16 protein-coding genes are annotated in these 19,963 nt (G+C 48.5%); 6 read left to right on the forward strand and 10 right to left on the reverse strand.

Annotated elements, in window-relative coordinates; genetic code table 11:
• Positions 1-75 precede the first annotated feature (75 nt).
• Entirely contained in the window at positions 76-453 is a 378-nt protein-coding gene (gene gcvH, locus P1P86_11560) for a glycine cleavage system protein GcvH (protein MDF1575814.1), read from the forward strand.
• Between the two features lie 141 nt (positions 454-594).
• On the opposite strand, the gene pdxA is transcribed toward gcvH, so the two are convergent.
• Genes pdxA through P1P86_11575 form a run of 3 tightly spaced genes read right to left on the reverse strand, consistent with a single transcriptional unit; the run spans position 595 to position 5,011 of the window.
• On the reverse strand, positions 595-1,683 hold the full coding sequence (gene pdxA, locus P1P86_11565) for a 4-hydroxythreonine-4-phosphate dehydrogenase PdxA (protein MDF1575815.1): 1,089 nt from the start codon (positions 1,681-1,683) through the stop codon (positions 595-597).
• Positions 1,684-1,695: 12 nt separating this feature from the next.
• Positions 1,696-3,132 (reverse strand): leucyl aminopeptidase, encoded by a 1,437-nt coding sequence (locus tag P1P86_11570; GenBank protein ID MDF1575816.1) that lies wholly within the window; start codon positions 3,130-3,132, stop codon positions 1,696-1,698.
• The gene (locus P1P86_11575) at positions 3,122-5,011 is read right to left on the reverse strand and encodes a HAMP domain-containing sensor histidine kinase (GenBank protein MDF1575817.1); all 1,890 of its coding nucleotides are present in this window, start codon (positions 5,009-5,011) and stop codon (positions 3,122-3,124) included. The genes P1P86_11570 and P1P86_11575 overlap by 11 nt, the downstream gene beginning before the upstream one ends.
• A 162-nt stretch (positions 5,012-5,173) precedes the next feature.
• Here P1P86_11575 and P1P86_11580 point away from each other — a divergent pair, with 162 nt between their 5' ends.
• Positions 5,174-5,695 carry a hypothetical protein gene (locus tag P1P86_11580; GenBank protein ID MDF1575818.1) on the forward strand — a complete coding sequence of 174 codons (522 nt, stop codon included), beginning with the start codon at positions 5,174-5,176 and terminating at the stop codon, positions 5,693-5,695.
• Between the two features lie 30 nt (positions 5,696-5,725).
• Here P1P86_11580 and P1P86_11585 read toward each other — a convergent pair whose 3' ends face one another.
• The gene (locus P1P86_11585; GenBank protein ID MDF1575819.1) at positions 5,726-6,115 is read right to left on the reverse strand and encodes a desulfoferrodoxin family protein; all 390 of its coding nucleotides are present in this window, start codon (positions 6,113-6,115) and stop codon (positions 5,726-5,728) included.
• A 98-nt stretch (positions 6,116-6,213) separates the two neighbouring features.
• Here P1P86_11585 and P1P86_11590 point away from each other — a divergent pair, with 98 nt between their 5' ends.
• Together P1P86_11590 and P1P86_11595 are read left to right on the forward strand one after the other, a co-directional pair.
• Positions 6,214-7,179 carry an ABC transporter ATP-binding protein gene (locus tag P1P86_11590; protein ID MDF1575820.1) on the forward strand — a complete coding sequence of 322 codons (966 nt, stop codon included), beginning with the start codon at positions 6,214-6,216 and terminating at the stop codon, positions 7,177-7,179.
• Positions 7,176-8,342, forward strand: coding sequence for an ABC transporter permease (locus P1P86_11595; GenBank protein ID MDF1575821.1), 1,167 nt, complete (start codon positions 7,176-7,178; stop codon positions 8,340-8,342). The genes P1P86_11590 and P1P86_11595 overlap by 4 nt, the downstream gene beginning before the upstream one ends.
• Positions 8,343-8,397: 55 nt before the next feature.
• On the opposite strand, the gene P1P86_11600 is transcribed toward P1P86_11595, so the two are convergent.
• Positions 8,398-11,493 carry an ATP-binding cassette domain-containing protein gene (locus tag P1P86_11600; protein MDF1575822.1) on the reverse strand — a complete coding sequence of 1,032 codons (3,096 nt, stop codon included), beginning with the start codon at positions 11,491-11,493 and terminating at the stop codon, positions 8,398-8,400.
• Positions 11,494-11,576: 83 nt separating this feature from the next.
• On the opposite strand from P1P86_11600, the gene P1P86_11605 reads away from it, so the two are divergent.
• Both P1P86_11605 and P1P86_11610 read left to right on the forward strand, forming a co-directional pair.
• Positions 11,577-12,089: a SiaB family protein kinase gene (locus P1P86_11605; protein ID MDF1575823.1), complete on the forward strand. Its 513-nt coding sequence runs from the start codon at positions 11,577-11,579 to the stop codon at positions 12,087-12,089.
• A 3-nt stretch (positions 12,090-12,092) separates the two neighbouring features.
• Positions 12,093-12,497, forward strand: coding sequence for a DUF1987 domain-containing protein (locus tag P1P86_11610; protein ID MDF1575824.1), 405 nt, complete (start codon positions 12,093-12,095; stop codon positions 12,495-12,497).
• An 11-nt stretch (positions 12,498-12,508) separates the two neighbouring features.
• Here P1P86_11610 and P1P86_11615 read toward each other — a convergent pair whose 3' ends face one another.
• From P1P86_11615 to P1P86_11635, 5 genes are all read right to left on the reverse strand, one after another.
• The gene (locus P1P86_11615; protein ID MDF1575825.1) at positions 12,509-14,716 is read right to left on the reverse strand and encodes a SpoIIE family protein phosphatase; all 2,208 of its coding nucleotides are present in this window, start codon (positions 14,714-14,716) and stop codon (positions 12,509-12,511) included.
• Positions 14,717-14,787: 71 nt separating this feature from the next.
• Positions 14,788-15,840 carry an aldo/keto reductase gene (locus P1P86_11620; GenBank protein MDF1575826.1) on the reverse strand — a complete coding sequence of 351 codons (1,053 nt, stop codon included), beginning with the start codon at positions 15,838-15,840 and terminating at the stop codon, positions 14,788-14,790.
• A gap of 75 nt (positions 15,841-15,915) precedes the next feature.
• Complete coding sequence (locus P1P86_11625) at positions 15,916-17,691, reverse strand: hypothetical protein (GenBank protein MDF1575827.1); 1,776 nt, start codon at positions 17,689-17,691, stop codon at positions 15,916-15,918.
• Positions 17,692-17,891: 200 nt separating this feature from the next.
• The gene (locus tag P1P86_11630) at positions 17,892-19,274 is read right to left on the reverse strand and encodes an FtsX-like permease family protein (protein ID MDF1575828.1); all 1,383 of its coding nucleotides are present in this window, start codon (positions 19,272-19,274) and stop codon (positions 17,892-17,894) included.
• 45 nt (positions 19,275-19,319) lie between these two features.
• The gene (locus P1P86_11635) at positions 19,320-19,766 is read right to left on the reverse strand and encodes an ABC transporter permease (protein MDF1575829.1); all 447 of its coding nucleotides are present in this window, start codon (positions 19,764-19,766) and stop codon (positions 19,320-19,322) included.
• Positions 19,767-19,963: the final 197 nt, after the last annotated feature.

The raw sequence follows: 19,963 nt of genomic DNA on the forward strand, positions 1-19,963 counted from the left end.
GTTCAGATTATGATTTTAAGCAGCTAATAGTTCTTCAGGAATGTATTACATTTGACTTTTATAACACTATTATTTATGAGCGTACCAGATAATCTTAAGTACACCGCCGAGCACGAATGGGTGCGGGTGGAAGGTGATGAAATTGTGGTTGGAGTGACCGAATTTGCCCAGGGTGAACTCGGAGATGTGGTATTTATTGAGATTGAGACTGAGGGAGAGACCCTTTCGAGGGGAGAGACCTTTGGGACCATTGAAGCTGTAAAAACGGTTTCGGATCTTTATATACCTGTGGATGGAGAGGTGCTTGAAGTCAACCCGGCCCTGGAGGACACACCTGAACTTGTTAATTCAGAACCTTTTAAAGGGGGATGGATGATCCGGGTGAAGATAAGTGATCCTGCCCAGCTGGATGACTTATTGGATGCTGCTGCATACAGCGCCCTGATCGGGTAGGATCATTGACCCCGGATTTTCGGCAGGATTTTTGAGTTTGATCCGGTATCAGTCAACCCGTTTTATGAAAAAAAATACAAGTGCTGCCGGGTTTCCTGCTACTCACCGGCTCCTGTTCAGCACCCGGGGTGTTGACACAGATTAGCCCTGAAGTTCCAGGTCCTCGGGCGATTCATCCTTTCCTCCGTCTTTGGGCTGTCCGGCCATCAATGGATTGGCAGAGATTTCTTTGTACAATTCCCTGTTACGTACCACATCCACAGCCAGATACAGGGCATTTCTGAAAGAGTCGGCCGAGGCTTCATTCTTTCCTGCCAGTTCGTAGGCGGTACCATGGGCCGGACTCGTCCGGACCACCGGCAAACCGGCGGTAAAATTCACCCCGCTGTCCATGCAAAGCGATTTAAAAGGTGCCAGTCCCTGGTCGTGGTACATGGCCAGTACTGCATCGAAACGCTTGAAGCGGCCAGCCCCGAAAAAACCATCTGCTGCATAGGGCCCGAATGCAGAAATGCCCTGCTTTTTGGCCTGGCTGATGGCCGGCCCGATCACCTGCTGCTCCTCACTGCCCAGCAGGCCGTCGTCCCCTGCATGGGGATTGAGCCCCAGGACAGCGATGCGGGGATTCCTGATGCCAAAGTCGACCAGCAGGGAGTGAGAAAGGATCTTTAGCTTGGCAATAAGCAGCTCTATCGTGAGCATCGGGCTTATGGCTGATATGGGGACATGTCCGCTTGCCAGTCCTACCTTTAAAAGATCACTGACCATGAGCATCATCACCTCCTCGGCATGAAAGCGGGCCTGCAGGTACTCGGTATGGCCTCTGTAGTTGAATTCAGAATGTTGTATATTCTGTTTGTTAACCGGTCCGGTGACCAGAGCATCAATTTTACCAGCCTCCAGCGCATCTGTAGCTGCTTTCAGGGCCCTGAAAGAATCAAGCCCTGCACTTTCCGTGGATTTTCCCAGTTCCACACGTATGTTTTCATCCACACAGTTGATTATATACACCCTGTTTCCCCTTGCTTCGTCCGGTGAACTAATCCCGGTTGGGGAAAAGTTCTCAATACCCAGAGCTTTCTTATGATAGGCCGACACCTTGGGGGAGCCATAAATAATGGGAGTGCAGATATCGAGGATTCTGGTGTCCATCAGGGCTTTAATAATCACTTCATAACTGATGCCGTTGATGTCACCGTGGGATATCCCTATTTTAATTTTGTTTGTCATGGCACGCCTGGATTAAAGGGACCGCATAAAAAAATAACGAAAAAGAAGCCGGACTCCTACCCCGCTGCCTCCTTTACCCCTGTAGTTAAAAGGGACCTTATTGAATGAAGGTCCGGCAATATCCAGGTGTATAAAAGGATAATCGGTAAAATGCTCAAGAAATTTTCCTGCTGTGATGGCTCCGGCGTATTTTCCTCCTATATTCTTCAGGTCCGCAATATCTGATTTTAACTGTTCCTTGTATTCGTCCCAGAAGGGGAACTCGGCTATCCGTTCGGAACTGTATTCGCCACACTCTTTCAGGAGTTCCATGATCTCACGGGAGGCATTGCCCATCCCTACAATCCCAAATTTGTCGATCGCCATATGTGCCGAACCCGTCAGGGTGGAAAGCTCGATTACCAGCTCGGGGTCATACTGTTTGGCATAGCTGAGTGCATCGGCAAGCAGCATGCGCCCTTCCGCATCGGTATTCAGTACTTCCACGGTGCTTCCATCGTACATGGTAATTACATCACCGGGAACATAAGCATTGCCATCGGGTCTGTTATCGGTAGCAGGTACCAGTCCGACCACCCAGACAGGCAGTTTGTTTTTTGCCAGAGCATAAAATGCTCCTGCAACGGCAGCAGCCCCTCCCATGTCACATTTCATGTAGTCCATGGAGTCGTTTGTGGGTTTCAGGCTCAGTCCCCCGGTATCAAAAACCACCCCCTTCCCAACCACTACGATGGGGTGTTCATTTACCGCATTTTCCGGTTTCCAGGTCAGAATGGAGAAGGTTGGCGGATCCAGGCTCCCTTTATTGACGGCCAGAAGCCCGCCCATTTTTAATGTTTCGATTTTGCGTTTGTTGAACACTTCCACCGAAAAACCCGAAGCATCCCCCATCTTCTTAATCTCTTCAGACAGCTGTACGGCGCTCAGGTAGGAGAGTGGCTCATTCACCAGGTCGCGCGTAAAACAGACTGCCTGAACCAGATTCTCCAGCTTAACCACCTGATCTTCACCTATACTTTCATCCTGGAGCCGCAATTCACCGAGTGTATATTTCCTGGACGGGTCTTTCGAAAGATATTTCAGGAACTGGTAGTTGGTCAGAGCCAGGCCTTCGGCAAAAGCGATACACTCTTCCTGGTCCACACCTCCGTTGATTACGGTAAGAGTTGTTATCTCATGATCGATCAGCAGGGGATGAATCTCAAATCCTGCCTTCCGCGCATTTTCGAGCCGGATACTTAAGGAGAGATTTCCCTTTTCCAGGCTCTGGTAACAAATAAGGTGGTCCAGCCGGTTTATCAGGGCAGTATTCTTTACCCCTGCCAGGCGCTCCCTGATATAGGCTTTCTCCGCCGGGTCTGAAACTGCATCAAAACCGGGTGTTTCCTTTCTCACCAGGATCAACCGGCTGCCTTCAATTTCTCTGTTTTGATTCTTCTTAATCTGCATCTCTATCCTCTTTATACAATGGTAAAGAAAAAGTAAAGGTCGATCCCACTTCTTCCTTACTCTCTATCTCCAGTGTTCCGTTATTTTTCTCCAGCAAATCCTTCACCAGTTGTAAACCCAGTCCGGTTCCAATCTCCTGGTCCGTACCGGTGGTGCTATCCAGGTAACCTTCTTTGCGTATTTGTTTTAAGTATTCAGGTTTCATGCCGATTCCGGAATCGGCCACAGAACAAAAAACAGTATTTATTTCCTGCCAGGCCCTGATCCGGACCGCCCCGCCTTTACGTGTAAATTTAATGGCATTGGCCAACAGGTTTCTTAATACGATATTTACGAAAACAGGATCGGCATAGGCCTTAATCCCTGCTTCGATATCGGTCGAGAATTCGATTCCTTTCTGAATGGCCATATGCTGAAAAACAACTTCTGTCTCCCGGATAGCCCTCTCCAGATCCAGCCCGGCAGGATTAATCTGCAATTTGTCAGATTCGCTTCGTCCCCAGTAAAGCAGATTATCCAGGAGGGTCAGAGCCGCCTGCGAGGATTCCCGGAGAGAATTTACCACATGTTTCTTGGCAGCGAGTTCCGGTTTACCCGCCAGGAGCTCGGAGAACTGTGCCACACTGGCAACGGGATTTTTCAGATCGTGTGCGATCACCGAAAGGACTTTGTTCTTAAACCTGAGCGAGCTGTCCAACTGCATCCTTTCCATGTTATTATGGACCCATTGAATGATCACCATCACGGCCATGGCAAAAATCACCACCTGAAAAGAAATTTGTGACAGATAGGTGGCGGAGACTGAACCGGCTGAATTAGCCAGGAGGATATCGTTGATCAAAGCTAAAAGCATAAAGGAAAGCGAGGCAAAGAAAATGGCATCGACTCCCCTCCCTCTGATGGTTCCAGTAAAACTGATTACCAGATAGTGGGCGAGAAAAAGAAACAGGAGCGGCTGATAGCCAAGCATCTCATAGGTGAACAGGTGAACCGGCAGAATAAACAGCGAGATACTGGCCAGAACCATCAGGATGGTATTCACCTGAATGATCCGGTTCATATAGGGACGGGGAAAGACCTTATGCAGGAAGATGATCCCAAAGAGCTGGGCCAGGTAAGAGCCCAGGTACTCCATCCGGATCTGCCACGACCAGGAAGTATCCACGAATAAGTTCGACAAATAGAGTCCCGTATTGACCGATCTTATCAACATCCCCAGGGTCGTAAGGGCAAAGATCAGCATCAAGGCCTCCTTCCTGGTGAATGACCAGAAAATCAGGGAAAAGATCATAAAGAAGAAGAGAACCCCGATGGTGGAGTAGTCGTACATACGTTGCCTCTCCTTCCCCTTCAGTACCTGGCCGGGACTCCCGATCACAAGCGATTGCCAGAATCCCCCCCTGCGGTGATGAAAGTTGGATACCTGGATAAGAATATGGAGCGTATCGCTTTCCGGGGTAAAACATAGCTCATTTATCTTATACCAGGGTTTCTCCTCTTCCCTGCTTGTTCCCACGCTTCCGTTTTTACTCACAAGTTTCCCGTTCAGGAATAGTTTGTAAGCCACATCGAAGAGCGGAATATCCATGCAGATCTCCGAATGAAAGTCCCCGGGAAGGATTAGTTTCAGGCTATAGGTTCCATAGCCCCAGCCACTCAGAGATTTGCCATTAGTTTTATAGCTTTTCCAGTAGGAGGGGACCGTTACCGGAATGCCGCTTGCTTCATGCCGGATGTAATTTTCAGGTGTCAGCAGAGCTTCCCAGTAAAACATCCATTCCCCGTCCAGGTCAAAGATGCTCTGATCATCCAGCACCACCTCTCTGAGATCAAGAAGGCCTTTAATTGAATCCGGAATTCTTTGGTTGGCGGAGAGCATTGAAAATCCGGACGTTAGAAACAAAATTGTTATGAAGAGGGCCCTTTTCATCCTTAGCAAATGTAATAATAAATTGACTTTAATGGAGCATTGTTGTATTTTGCATGTATGGGATGGCAGGCTGTATGGCCTTCATGAAACCTTAACTAAACCAGCTGAACTATGAGATACACAATTCTTTCTATTCTTATTATCGCAGTTTTTGCACTTACAGGCTGCGAGGAAGCCATTGATTATGAAAAGGAAAAAGCCGCCATAATCGCCGTAATGGATAAGGAAACACAGACCTATATTGACCGGGATTTTGAGGGGATGTTCTCCACTCATTTGCAGGATTCGACGAATATCCGCTTAACTGCGGGTGCCGATAATTATGTATTTGCCGAAGGTTGGGAGGATGTGTCGAGACACATGACAGGAAATCAGACCGAAGACGATCTCGGTCCCGATTTGCATATTAATGTGGAAAAATTTAATTACCGGATGAAGATTTGTAATGAGTCGGCCTTTGTGGTTTGCAATCAGGTCTGGACCTCCAGATATGATGATGATGTGACCGAGATTGAAAGTATCCAGGTACGGTTCCTGGAGAAGATTGACGGCGAGTGGAAGATCTCATTTGTCTCCTATATAGGGACTTCCGGGTATAATGATGTTGAGGAGACCGAAGAGCTCTTCGACTAGTACTCTGCTAAGCACGGAAGAATGGCCAGGTTAAGGTTTCCGGATGGCAACCTCTTTGGATTCACTCTGCCATAAACCATGCCTGGTACAGGCCGACATGGCCGAAAGGTTCATACTGACAGGACCGGGTACAATAAAAAAGTCGATCTCCATATGTTCCGGGTGGTTCCCCAGGGTTCCAGGGGCAAAATGTGCTTCAGCAAGAAAGGTCTCTCTGTTCCACAGCTGCACATAGTTGATGAAATGATCCGGGTCATCGGGATGGCTGTATTCGCTTCCCAGGCGAACCTTCACCCTGAATTTTTCACCTTCAGTGGCATAGTTGTCGCAGATGACGACAGGGGTATGGCGGTCGAAATAGTCTTTTCGCACCTCCTTCTCCTCTTTGGATATATCGACCGGATTAAAAATACGGGGCATTTGTCTGGGATTTTTTCATGTTAAACATACATAAAAAATCATCGGATCTGAAAGAATCATTGGTTGAGAGTGCGGAATTTACGAACTTACCAGGGCTTATGGTACAGATTTCAGATAAGGAACCTGGCGTCCTTGAAGTCAGGGCTCTCGTCAAAAAGTACGGGGAACTGACTGCGGTTGATCAACTTTCCCTGCAGATTAAACAGGGAGAGGTATTTGGCATTCTGGGGCCCAACGGAGCCGGTAAGACCACCTCTATAGGAATGATGTGTGGTCTGCTCAGACCCGATTCGGGGGAGGTCCTTATTCATGGAGAGCCTGTTCCCCCGGGCGGAGGCCGAGCTATCAGGTCCAGGGTGGGGATTTGTCCACAGGAGAATATCCTCTGGAACAAGCTCAGCTGTTTTGAGCAGCTGGTGTTCAGTGCCAGGATGTATAACGTACCCCGGGGCCTGGCGCGTTCCAGGGCAGACCGGCTGCTGGGGGAGATGGGTCTGGAATCCAAAAGGAACAGTCTGGCCGGGACTCTTTCGGGGGGCTTGAAACGCCGCCTGAGTGTAATCATGGCCCTGATGCATGACCCCGAAATTATGGTCTTTGACGAGCCCGAAGCAGGACTGGACCCCCAGAGCAGGGTGCTGGTCAGAGATTTCATCCGGGAAAGGGCCCGGGACAAAACCGTGATTGTAACAACCCATAATATGGATGAAGCGGACCGCATGGCCACCCGGGTGGCGATTATCGATATGGGCCGGCTGCTTCAGGTAGATACCCCGGAAAATCTGAAGAGATCCATTGGCAGGGGAGATGTGATGGAGTTAAAGCTTCAGTCCGGCAATCCGGCCGGTCTGGACAGGGCAGCCGGGACATTAAATTCGCTCGGTTATAAGGTGAAGAGGCAGGAGGACCGGGTAAATATCCGGGCCATGAATCTGGTGCCCAGGATTCATGAAATATACCGGATACTTGAGCATGAAGGGATTGCCATCCAGGAAATGAAGATCCGGGAAAACACCCTGGAGGACGTATTTATTCATCTCACCGGTAAAAGTTTTAGAAAATGAGGTGGTACGCGGTATTTGTTAAAGGGCTGAAGGAGCAGATACGGGAGTACTGGATCCTGGTAATGACCGTTTTGATGGCCCCTCTGTTTATCGCCATCTATTACCTGATGGGCGAGTCGGAAGATCCGCAGTACGATGTGGTCCTGGTTAACCTGGACAGCGGAACGGAACTGAATGGTGAGCCTGTCAATCTGGGTGATTCAATCCTCTCTTATTCCGGTATCCTTTCCGGACTGGATGGCATGCAGATGCTGAATTTCAGTGCTTCAGGAAGCAGGGAGGGGGCCCTGGAAAAGTTGAGAAACCGTCAGGCCGATATGGTGGTGGTCCTGCCCGCTGATCTGTCTTCCTCGGTGGCCGGGCCCCATGCTACAGCCGGTCTGCCCGCCATCCTGGAGCTTATTGGGGATGTCACTCATATGGAGTACATCGTAGGGGCTCTTTGGTCGGAGGAACTGATCAACCGCTTCTTACTGGAAGCTGCAGACATCCGGATGCCCTTTACCTGGCAGGAAACCACCCTGGGTTTTTCCGGGGAACGCAGCTATTTTGAACTCTACCTTCCGGGTCTTCTGATTCTCTCCATTATCATGATCATATTCTCTGCTTCAGCCGCCCTGGTCCGGGAACCGGAATCCCGCACCCTGGAGCGTCTCAGGATCTCCAGGCTAAGTGCCGTGGAGTTTCTCGGGGGCATTTCGCTGGTTCAGATCCTGGTGGCCATTATTTCCGTGCTTCTGGCCCTGCTGACCGGAATGGCACTCGGGTATACGCTTATTCCGGGAACCCTGGGTTTTATCCTGCTCATCTCAATTCTTACAGCCATTTCCATGATCAGCTTCAGTCTTTTGGTAGCTGCCATGTGCCGCTCCGTTAAGGAAGTGGCCATTCTCGGCACCTTCCCGCTTTTCCTGCTCATGTTCTTCACCGGGGCTGCCTTCCCGATCAGTGGAGGCTACCTCTTTTCCCTGGGAGAGTATCCGGTGATGCTTAATGATATCCTCTCTCCCAAATTTGCGGTGGAGGCCCTGAACAAGGTGCTGATCAGGGGCCTGGAGGTAAAGGAGACTATACCCGAGATGCTTGCTTTGGTATTGCTTACCCTGGTTTATGCACTGACAGGGGCCTGGGCCTTCAGGTGGAGACATATGAGGGCTCATTAAGAGCAGGCAGGAAACTCTTCGGCCAGGGACCAGATGGTCTCGTTCATGCTGGAAATCAGGTGGAGTGTTTCTGTCTGAGTTTTCTTGTTTCCGAGACGTTTATCACCTTTCGAAGCAGGTCCGTGCGAAGGGTCACATAGAGCGTCAGAGTATAGATCCAGATGATGATCATGTTGTACCAAAGCGTTCCTATCTCCAGCCTGCCAATCTGTTTGTTGGGGGCATAGAGATGCGCCTTTCCGAACCTGGAGGTGGGTTTCATATAAACAGGTTCATATTTCCGGATCATACGGCCGTCTATTTCAACCACCTTATCGAGTTCGTTCCGGTTCAGCAAGAGTTCAGAGAGGCTCTTATTATGATACTTGTTCCGGAAGCTGGTATATCCTTCCACACCTTCCTCTCTTTCTATCATGGCTTTATCAAGACGATCCTTCTCTTCTTTTCCGTTCCGGACCCTGGTGCGTGTATAGTCCCTGATCGCATCGAAGTAGGATTGAATCGCCACAGCAGTGGAATCATCAAAGGGCATCAGCCCGGGAGTCAGTGAACCGTAGAAAGGAACTTCCGGAATTAGTTTTCCCATCTCAGTCACCTGCCGGTAGAACGTTTGCACCTCTGCCCCGGTACTCTCCAGGACTTCTCCATCCCGGACCCTTAACCTCAACGGATTAAGTTTTCCCTGCAGTTCCATGATCAGATAGGACATGAGATAATCGGCGCTGCTGATCTCCTGTTCAATATCAAAGTACTCTCTCTGGAAGCGGTTGCTTTTGAACTGCTCCACGGCCAGTGCTTCATAGGCCCACCGGGATGTCATAATATTTCCAATGGCAGGCACATATTCGTATTTGGTCAGGCTTTTATGAAGCTTGTCGTACTTCACCAACACCCCGCAGAAGAGTATCTGTGGAATCAACAGGAAGGGCACAAGGATATAGATGGTGATCACAGAATTCAGTCCCGCCGAGATATTCAGTCCAAGAAGATTTGCAAAACAGGAGGTGGAGAAAAGGACCAGCCAGTAGGTGAGCAGCATTCCCTTAATCTCAAAAATCAGGTTCCCGATCAGCACATAGGAGAGCGACTGGATGGCAGAGATGGCAAACATGATCAGGATCTTGGAGTGCAGATAACTCCCCCTGCTCAGATTCAGAAAGGATTCCCGCTGCAGGATTTTCCGGTCCTTGATGATCTCCTCCGAACTAAGGGTCATTCCCAGGAAGAGGAAAACCACTACGCTCATCAGCAGGTATGCGGGAAGATTCTCGTTGTTATAAAAGACATAGGCTGCCGGATTATCGGAGTTGCCACTGAAATATTTAGTGAAGAAAGCCATGATCACCGCCAGCAGGGGAGCTTCCAACAGGGTGATCAGTATATACTGTTTGTTCGTGAGCTTGGTGAGCAGATCCCTGGTAAAGAAAATTTTGATCTGCTTCAGCAGGCCGGGTATGCTATATTGACTCTCGGGAAGTCCAACCTTGGGGACGGGCTCCTCAGGAGGATTCTCCTGCTGGCGGTTAAACAGTTCCGCCCACTCCCTGGGGCTTGTTTTCCGGGTACGCGACAATTTGCCGTGCTCGTTCACAATCTTGGCCTCGATGATCTGAAGCACCTGGTCCGGATCTATATTGCCACAGCAGGCACACTGGTCCTCTTTGGCATTGGCATGATTGCTTTTTGTTTTAAAATAGACCACTGCTTCTGCTGGATTCCCGCAATAGATCTGGTAACCTCCCTTATCCATAAAAATGATCCGGTCGAACATTTTGTACAGCGTTGAGGATGGCTGGTGGATATTCACGAAGACCAGTTTCCCTTTAAAAACCTGTTCCCGGAGAAGGTTCATCACCATTTCAGAATCGACCGATGAAAGCCCGGAGGTGGGCTCATCCACAAAGAGTACAGTGGGCTCCCTGATCAGTTCCAGTCCAATGTTTACCCGTTTACGCTGACCGCCGCTAATCACCTTGTTAAGGGGCTTACCCACTTTCAGGTCACGGATTTCATAAAGGTCCAGATCCTGCAAAACCTGGTCAACAACTTTATTAAGCCGGGATTCGTCGTAATTGTCCAGGCAGAGTTTTGCATTGTAATAGAGGTTTTGCCTGACGGTAAGTTCCTCCAGTAAAAGGTCGTCCTGGGGGATAAACCCGATAATCCCCTTTAATTGTTCTTTTTCCTTTTCATCATACAGGTTAAATCCATTGATCAGGATCTCCCCCTGCTGGGGCTTCAGGTTTCCATTCAATACATTAAGCAGGGTAGATTTACCCACTCCGCTTCCTCCCATAATTCCGATCAATCGACCCGATTCTTCCTGGAGGTTAAATCCATGGATGCCATTGTCGCTGTTCTTAAAGCGGAATTCAACGTCCCTGGCAACAAAACTAATACGGGAGCTGAATGAGGCGACGGAAAAGACCCCTGCCACATCCGTATAGTAAATGGTATCAATCTTCTGTCCCCGAATGGAAGCTCCGTGATCGAAGGTGTAGGTGATCCCCGGCAGGATATGCTGACCGTTCAGATACAAATCTTCTTTTCCCTGATAGCGAAGCACATAAGTATTAACACTCTTTATATTCAGAAAAGAGATTATCCCTTCCAGGTAATGATTATGAATATGATGTACCCCTTCCACACCCGCGTCATGGTCGCTGCTGATTACCAGAACAGCTTCCTTTTCCGGAATTTCTGTCAGAGAGTAGATAACAAAATGGAGGATCTGATGGAATTCTTCATCATCCAGATAGAAAGCTGTAGCCACCGTGTGAAGGAACTCCAGTTCAGTGTCGTGAACCACAATCCCGTAAGCAATGTACTCCACCAACTGGATAATTACATAAATCTTTTGCCTCTGTTCCAGCTCCTCGTTGATTTGTTCGCATATGGAAAGGATACGTACGGCCGTCAGAGAGGTCCTTTTTTTTCTCCTCCGGCTTTGCTTATCAATGGTATCCTGATGGTAATGATGCAGGTAGTTCTCAAAGATAGCCATGTACTTCTCCGTAAGTTCACTGTTTAGCTGACGGGAAAGGAAGGCGCGTATTATGGACCTCTCTTTTTCTGAAACCTCTTGAATTTCATCGATATCCACAATTAATGCAAAGAGCTGCATCATTGCTTTTAATATGGCTTCACTCATATTTTAAAGTGTATATACGAATATATTCAAATATAAGTGCTTACCCCCAGAATGTGCATAATTTTTCTTATTTTGACTTTCTGATGAATAACAAAAAGGCCATAATCGATTTTGAAGGCAGTATCTCCTTTGAGATCATGGAAAAGCTGCTGAACCAGCTGAAGTCGGCCCGGCAGTTTAATGCACTCAGAAAGCCCGTCAGGAAAAGGGTTTATGGGACTGTGGTAGAATCCATTGACAATATTTTCAAGTATGCCATTCCCTTTCAGACCCATGGAGGGGACCTGGACAGACCTCCCCAGATACAGGTCAGGGAGCAGGGAGGTAAATTTATAGTTAGTGCAGGAAACCTGATCCGGAATAAGCAGGTGGAGGATCTGAAATATAAACTGGACCGCATTAACCAGATGGACGACGATGCGCTAAAATCTCTCTATGAGGAAGTGATTAACAAAGAGGCTACCGAAGAGGACCGGGGTGCCGGTCTCGGACTTATTACAATGGCTATGCGGACCGATGAAGCTATTCGTTACCAATTCGAACCTGCAGGTCCGGATCACTCCTATTTTTCAATGCAAATCATAATAAAAGAATAAGCAATGGAAAAGTTAATTATTGAAGCAACGGATAATTCACCCCGGATCGTTCTCGATCCGGAAGCCAGGTATTTCGAGTTCTCAGGTGAATCTCGGCCGGAAAACGTTCGTAAGTTTTATCTGCCCATCCTGGAGTGGATGGAGGATTATACATTCAGTCAGGAGAAACTTAAGGAAAATGAACGAAGCCCCGGCCTGTCGTGCCAGTTTAATTTTGAGTATTTTAACTCCACTTCTGCAAAGTATATCCTGGATATTTTCAAAGCTCTCAATGCCATCAATGCTCTGGGTATAAAACTTAAGATCAAATGGTTATATGAAGAAGACGATGAAGATATGCTGGAGGTGGGCCAGGAGATGTCCAGAATGTCTAAGCTCCCTTTTGAATATATTAAAAGTGATACCTGAGTAATAACAAGCTAAATCTTTATTCCCATCACCACGATATCATCAATTTGTTCAACACTTCCCTGCCAAAGGGCCATTTTTTCCGCCAGGATCGCTTTTTGTTTCTCCATTGGTTGATCCTGAATCCGAAGCAGAAGTTTCCTGAAATTGACCGCCCTGAATGTTTTTCGCAGAGGGCCTCCCAGCTGATCCACGTATCCGTCTGAGAAAAGATAGAGAGAATCCCCCTTTCTTAACCGGATGGTATTACTGGTAAATGGGTCAGGCTCCTGATCATAGATCCCGATGGGCATCCTATCGGGACGAAAGTGCTCTAAGGCTCCGTCCCTGATCAGGTACAGGGGCCTGTTCGCTCCGGAATACACCATAGAATTGAGTTTCAGGTCGATCACGCAAAGGGCAATCTCTATACCATCCCGGGCCTCATCCCTGGATCCGGTCTGATGCATCGATGCAATTACCACTTCCCGCAATTCTTCAAGAATCTTTCCTGGATTCAGGTCCACACTTCTGTTTACAATCTCATTCATAGAGGCTATCCCCAGCATACTCAGGAAGCCCCCCGGCACCCCATGCCCGGTGCAGTCGGCTACCGCAATCAGCAGTTTATGATCCTTTTCCCGGGCCCAGTAGTAGTCTCCGCTTACGATATCCCTGGGCTTGAACAGGATGAAGGAGTCGGAAAGATGTTGTTTTAAGAGGTGAACCGGAGGAAGTATGGCCGACTGGATCCTTTTGGCATAGTGAATACTGTCCAGAATTAATTCTTTCTGTTTCGATATGGTGTCTCTTTGAAGAGTAGCCTGATTCAGCTGTGCTTCGATTTCTTCCTTTTGTGTTTCAATCTCCTCTTTCTGCTCCACCACCTCCTGGGTTCTCTCTTTCACCTTCTTCTCCAGGTCCCTGTTCATGGCAGAGATGCTCTCCACGTGATTGTGAATCTTTTCAGTCATTTCATTGTAGCCTTCGGCCAGTTCTCCAAGCTCGTCGTTGGTGCGTACAATGGTAAACTGCTCCAGATCCCCTCCCCTGGTATTTCTTATATGGATCAGTAGCTCCTTCAAAGGCCAGCTGATGTCGCGATTGGTCCAACGGATAAATAGAAGGAGGTAAATAAAGGAAACCAGGATCCCGTTTCCGATTCCTACCAGCATCATGATAGAATCTATGGCATTCACATAAAAAAACTTCTTATTTCCTTCTGCCGAAGGGCTGTCTTTCCCTATCCCCATAATATCACTCCAGGGACCGAACAGGATTTCCCGGTGATCGTCCGTGTAATGATCCAGCTCCAGCTCTTTAAGGGTAGTGATGCTTAGCACCAGGTACACCATCACCACCACTAGCGGCAGGAAGGTAGTCATCCCGCTGGCCACCATAAGACGGTTCCTGATCTTTCCGCCCTTTTTCCGGAATATCTGTTTTCGTAATTCTTTTCCGGAATAGATATGATCGATATATTTGATATGGACCCGGTGCTTCTGCCAGTAATAAACAAAGAGAAACTCCAGAAGGGTAGCCACGATGGTCAGGTAGTGCAGCTGGATAAACATGCTTCTCTCCACTTCCTTATCCAGGGTGACTTCTGAAACCAGGAAAATCAGGGAATAGATGATTACCACAATATTAGGCATGGTGACAATCAGACTGTTGACCAGGGGAAGTCTGAAGAGGCGCTTCTTGCAAAGGGCCAGGAGCTTCTGAGGAATTTCTTTCTTCCTTTGCCGCTTTTTGAAAAAACGTTTGAAAGGAGAATTATAGAGAAGTCCGGACAGGAGGCTCACGCCCAGCAGTATAAAAAGAAGAAAGAAGTAACGGGAAAAGGGCCCTTTCTCTGAAAACATACTCAGGCCTTTTTGTTCGTCGGGGTGTGGCCCTATCAGGATATCCTCTTCTGCAGCCAGGGAAGATGTATTGCCTCTGCTCTTTTCCTGTTGAACCGCTTTATCAACCAGTATATCAATATCCCCCTGAATGGTCTTGTTCACCATGCTGTCGATATCCCCTTCGCTGAATCCGGGAATGCTGTCCATGGCAGACCGCAAAGAATCGGCATTTTCGGCGACCTGTCTGGTCCCACCGGCACGATTCTCGATAAAATCGGGCACATTCTGAAAAATAATAAACCCGATAAATGGAAATACCAGAAAGAAATAGAGCAGGATGGAGGACAGGTATATCCTCAGTCCGTAAAATTTGGGAATGCTCTTTTGTTCCATTTTTCTTCCTTTCGGAGAAAAATAAAAGTAATGGAGATATTTATGAAATCAAAAGTAAGTTGTCCTTTATGCTAGACATTGTTGCCCGACCACTCCTCCGGCCAGTCGGATAGTCCTTTATAAAATAGCAGATGTTCAAAATGGGGCTTAACCTTATCCTCAATGGCCAGCATCTCATCAGCCGTAAGGGGCTCAAATTCCCTGGCGATCTGCAGGTTTTCTTCCAGTTCTGCAATTTTGTCAATCCCCACGATGATCGTGCTGACCGGAAGGGACATGGTATAAGTCATGGCCTCTTTCATGGTGAGAATGCCTCCATGGGAGAAGATCCGGTCACGGGCCGGAATTTTCATCCCGATGATTCCCATATTTTTTTCCACTGCCGTGGGAAGCAGTTTTTCTATATAGGGATTGAAATGCTTATCAGCAGCATTCAGGGCCATCAGTACGGCATCGAAAGGATAGCGGTCTACCAGTTCCTTCATGGGATCGGGATCGGCATGGCCAGTGATGCCCAGGAAACGGACTACCCCCTCCTCCTGTGCCTGGATGAGGGCCTTCATGCATCCCTCATCTGAGAATATATAATCGATGTCTTCATCCCCACCCGGTTTAATGTTGTGTATCTGCCAGAGGTCGATCTTATCGGTCTGCAGGTTCTTCAGAGAACTTTCCAGATGCCGTTTGGCCCCGTCATAACTCCGGTCATGGGTCTTGGTGGCCAGGAAGACCTCGCTGCGGCGGGTCTTCATCACCTCGCCCACATGCCGTTCGCTGGTGCCCCTCAGGTGGTCTCCCTCACTGCTGTTCCCGTCCATGCCATACCAGGCCGAGGTATCGATGTAGTTAATGCCCAGATCAATGCACTTATTGACAATGGCTATGGCCTGCTCCTTCATACCCACCTGTTCCACGGTGGCCTGGGCCCCCAGGCTGTAAATACCCACCGTCTCCCCGGTGGCGCCAAAGGGTCGCTGTGGGATCTTTAGCAGGGATCCGGAGCCGCTCCCCGAGGTAGTGCAGGACTGGAGGCTGCCCAGCAAGGGTGCCATTCCCATGGCAGAAGTGCCGGCGATCAGTTTTCTTAAGAATTCTCTTCGGGTGTTGTCAAGCTGAAGTCTCATGGCTGGTTTATTTTTAGTTTGTTCTTTTATTTTTGCAATATAACACCTTAAATCCTAACAGTCAATAGGACGAGCTTACCAATGTTTTGGCGGAGGCAGGTTCATGCTGTCCAGGAGTACAATAAGCCTGGGATCGTCTATTTTGAAAGGTTCCTTTGAAAATATGTTCATCCCGACATAGGGGATATTGGCATCCTGGTCCTCATAAGCCTTTTCCATCCAATCCATGGCTAAGGAAGGATTACCTGCAGCTGCATATACCAAAGCTAAATCAAAAGGCCTTACCTGGCCGGTATTTAAATAATCCCTGGCCAGCAGGTTTACGGCTGCTTTAAAACCTTCCTTTTCATATAAATTTAAAATGTCCTGACTGGCTTGTTTGTCGATGGACAGGGCGCTTGTCCAGGCCTCAAGTGCTTTAACAAATTCCTCCTTATATAAATATGCTACGTATAATCCCGACAGGGCGGCACCATTGCCCGGAGCAAGCGACAGGGCCTGTTCTCCCAGCTCAATGGCTTTTTCGGACTCTCCGGTAAATGACAGGGTCATGGAGGATAAACCCAGAACCATGGGATTCATGGGATCCAGGTCTATCGCGATGCTGGCCTGTGCTTTGGCTTCTTCATCCCTTTTCAGTATCATTAAGAGATGAGCATAATACAAATGGCTCAAGGCATCATTCGGATTGATTTCCAATACGGATAAAAATTCGTTTTCACCCTTCTCCCAGTTAAATTCTGTCCAGACACTGGCCAGGGCGCTGACATATAGAACAAATGCAGAATTGGGATCCAGCTTTGAAGCTTTCTCAAGATTCTCGTATATTCTAGGTATGGTGATGGATGGCGGAGCAAACCCGTACTGCCTGATGGCACCCCAGTAATAAGCCACTCCTGCATATGGCTCGGCCCATCCGGGATCAGTGGCAATAGCTTTATTAAAATAATCCAGGGCCAGTTGGATGGATTCACCTGTAAAAAGCTCCCAGTTATACAGGCCTTTCAGATAATAATCGTATGCTTCGCTGTTGACGGACCTGGCACTGGCCATTAGTTGCACTTCTCCCGGGGTGAGCTGTACCTTGACTTCATTGGCAATCTGTTTGCATACCCGGTTATAGAGGCTCATGATCTTACTTTTTTCCTCCGTATATTCACCAATCCAGAGCTGTTTTTCCTCGGGAAAAGAGGAGATCACCCTGATCTGAATGCATACACTGTCGCCGTAACACATCACAGTGGGTTCAACCACTGCATCCGCATTTAGCTTTGAGGCCATTTCCGGGAGAGCCATATCCATATTTTTATACATGCTGGCCGTGGTTTTTGAAATAACCCGCAATCCACTGATCTTTCCCATATCTCCGATGAGCGATGAGTGCATTCCGGCTGCCACATAATCAAGCTGATCATCGCCGGTAAAATTATCAAAGGGCAGCACCAGAAGGGACTGGATATCTCCTGCCCGGAGGGTGTTTTTCGGACCAAGTAAATTGAAGATGATCAAAGCCACGATGACCACCAGGCTGACGTAGGTGGCCGCCTTCCAGGCCCGGGATTTGGCCGGTTTTTCTCTCCTGGAGAGCTCTGAAAGGGGTTTCGTCCTTTCCATTCCTCCCGGCGTAATGTCGAAGACCCAGGCGATGATCAAATTGACTATAGCTCCCAGTATCAGTAGCCAGAGGACCAGGTCGATGGTCCAGTCCGGAAACCCCCAACGAGGGAAAATAATAGTTGCCGCTTCAAGAATAATGAATGCAGAGCCGGCATAGATGGCCAGGGAACGCAATACTTTACGTCTGAGCACTTCGGTCCAGAAGCGGGAAAACGGTCTTGGTGACCGGGGCATGTTGGGTATAGCTTGTTTGATGCAATTTACGGTCTTCAGCCATTCAAGTCAAGTGGGGTTTGTCCTTGTTAAGCGGGCAGACTTTCCGAGCTGTATCAAACTGATTGACCCACTACAGAGGCAGGATTGTTGCCAGTTGGCTCCATTTGAATTACGCGAGCGCATTCCCCGTAGCTCTGCTGCGGGGTAAGCGAGCACATTTAAAATAAACAATTAATCGATGATTCCTCGCAGCTTGCTGCGAGGAGAATCAATACCTCTTCCACACTGGAAAGTGCTTTGGCCAAATCGCCCGGATAAAAACGGATGCAAAAGTGGGCCACATCCCGTTCATTGCGGATCTGCAGATTTCCCATGGGAGTATAGAGGTCCTCGAAATGAAAATTCTTGAAGGCTCCCACCACCTGGCTTCCAAAAATCTCCCGGCTTTCCGCGGAATCCCAGCCTCCCAGATCGTCGAGCAAAGATTGGTTGATCAGGCATACCCGGTCAGATTCGGCGGGAAAAAAATTGCGTCCATAGATCAGTTCCAGTTCAAAGGTTTCCAGAAAGCGGTAGTCGGCAGAAATTTGAGAAGCGGCCGCCTGATCACTGATTGAATTGTTCCAGATAGTCCCCGGGGTTCCCATGGAAGTACAGCAGCTTTTCACCATGGCCAGGGAGGAAATTTCCTCCATCATGGCAGGCGCTTTGTCTTCGATGCGAGGGTGCACCAAGAGGCGGACCAGCAGTTCGGTGCTAAAACCCAGATCCTTATCCTGGACATACCTGAGTTGTTTGACCAGGGTGATCAAAGAAATGACCAGGGCCATCAGGACCGTGAACTGGACAATGGTAAGCAGGCGGCGAATATCGAAGCTCCGCCTGCCGGGACGAGTCTGTTTGAGCAACAGTTCCCGGGGTTGCAGCCTGAGGATGGCCAGGGCCGGATAAATTCCTGAAATGACAGCCACTGCAGGCAATCCAAGCAGTATCAGCAACAGGGTAAGGGGATCCTTCAGGACCATCAAAAGATCAATTTCTTTCCCGAGGATGCTGCCCAACACGGGCTTCAGGAAGATGGCCAGCACAAAGGCGAGCAAGAGAGCCAGCACCACCTGGAAAAAAGCTTCCCGGATAAACTGCCGGATCAGCAACGGGCGATCCGCGCCAAAAACCTGCTTGACAACCAGTTCGTGCAGTCTTCCGGTACTCTGGGCAATGGTCAGGTTGATGTAATTGAATACAGCCAGGACCAGAATGATGAGGCTCAGCCAGCCAAGGAGGTTTAAAAGTTTTACATTGGCGTGCTGCAGGCCGTCCCCCTGGGTAAGGATATCAAAATAGGCATCCCTGAATGGATGCAGGGAATATTCCCGCCCTTCACGCCAGTCCATGTAAGGATGTATCAGGGCTGTCAGGGTGTCCTGCAGGAACTCTGGTCCGTTTCCCGGATGAAACTTCAGGAAGATGTTATACAGGTAGGCTTGTTTGTCGTTGTACCCGGTCAGGCTGTAAGTAATCCGGAGATCTGCGCTGCAAAACAAATCCCCCTGCAGCGAGCTCTTCTCCGGGAAGTCCTGCACCACGGCCACTACCTCCACATGGAGTTCATGGGATACATTCAGGACCTGACCGATCGGATTCTCTTACCCAAAGATCTTCCGGGCAGCACTCCGGGTCAGAACAGCCTGATGAGGATCGCGGAATAAATGATCTCTTTGTCCGGACAGCACCGGAAGGGAGAAAACCCGGAAGAAGCCTGAATCGGTATGCACCACCCGCATGTCAAAATTTTGTTCCTTATACAGCACTGGAGATGGATTAATTAACACTTTGGTGGCAGCACTTACCTGGGGGAACTCGCTCAGCAGTTTGTCGCGGGACTGTTCAGGGATGCGGGAAAAATGATCGTTGGTCAGGATCCGGTAGATTTTTCCCACTTCAGGAATGGATGAATCGTATTGTTTTTCGGAGCGGATAAAGGAGAGCAGCAATACCACCACAGCCAGACTCAGCGAAAACCCACCAATGGAGATCAGGGAAAATACTTTGTTCCTGCTCAGGGACCGGTAATAGAGTTTGAGGGTTTTCATTGGCTAAGCATAAAGTTATAATATCCGGGAACTCTTAATGAAGATTCAAGTATATTTTTTTGGAATCGGGTGTTCTTTGTATTAACTTATTAAGCTAAAATTCAAATATTTGGACAAATGAAAGGCTATAGTTTAATTTTGCGTTGTTGATTTGATCAATTCTTCATACCCTTGAGCAATCAGCTTGTACCTGTTGC

The organism is Bacteroidales bacterium (assembly GCA_029210725.1).
Taxonomy (GTDB): Bacteria; Bacteroidota; Bacteroidia; order Bacteroidales.

Excerpts from the sequence above, each read along its gene's own strand:
- gcvH (MDF1575814.1), top strand. The coding sequence starts at position 76 with ATGAGCGTACCAGATAATCTTAAGTACACCGCCGAGCACGAATGGGTG.
- pdxA (MDF1575815.1), bottom strand. The coding sequence starts at position 1,683 with ATGACAAACAAAATTAAAATAGGGATATCCCACGGTGACATCAACGGC.
- P1P86_11570 (MDF1575816.1), bottom strand. The coding sequence starts at position 3,132 with ATGCAGATTAAGAAGAATCAAAACAGAGAAATTGAAGGCAGCCGGTTG.
- P1P86_11575 (MDF1575817.1), bottom strand. The coding sequence starts at position 5,011 with ATGCTCTCCGCCAACCAAAGAATTCCGGATTCAATTAAAGGCCTTCTT.
- P1P86_11580 (MDF1575818.1), top strand. The coding sequence starts at position 5,174 with ATGAGATACACAATTCTTTCTATTCTTATTATCGCAGTTTTTGCACTT.
- P1P86_11585 (MDF1575819.1), bottom strand. The coding sequence starts at position 6,115 with ATGCCCCGTATTTTTAATCCGGTCGATATATCCAAAGAGGAGAAGGAG.
- P1P86_11590 (MDF1575820.1), top strand. The coding sequence starts at position 6,214 with ATGGTACAGATTTCAGATAAGGAACCTGGCGTCCTTGAAGTCAGGGCT.
- P1P86_11595 (MDF1575821.1), top strand. The coding sequence starts at position 7,176 with ATGAGGTGGTACGCGGTATTTGTTAAAGGGCTGAAGGAGCAGATACGG.
- P1P86_11600 (MDF1575822.1), bottom strand. The coding sequence starts at position 11,493 with ATGAGTGAAGCCATATTAAAAGCAATGATGCAGCTCTTTGCATTAATT.
- P1P86_11605 (MDF1575823.1), top strand. The coding sequence starts at position 11,577 with ATGAATAACAAAAAGGCCATAATCGATTTTGAAGGCAGTATCTCCTTT.
- P1P86_11610 (MDF1575824.1), top strand. The coding sequence starts at position 12,093 with ATGGAAAAGTTAATTATTGAAGCAACGGATAATTCACCCCGGATCGTT.
- P1P86_11615 (MDF1575825.1), bottom strand. The coding sequence starts at position 14,716 with ATGGAACAAAAGAGCATTCCCAAATTTTACGGACTGAGGATATACCTG.
- P1P86_11620 (MDF1575826.1), bottom strand. The coding sequence starts at position 15,840 with ATGAGACTTCAGCTTGACAACACCCGAAGAGAATTCTTAAGAAAACTG.
- P1P86_11625 (MDF1575827.1), bottom strand. The coding sequence starts at position 17,691 with ATGCCCCGGTCACCAAGACCGTTTTCCCGCTTCTGGACCGAAGTGCTC.
- P1P86_11635 (MDF1575829.1), bottom strand. The coding sequence starts at position 19,766 with ATGAAAACCCTCAAACTCTATTACCGGTCCCTGAGCAGGAACAAAGTA.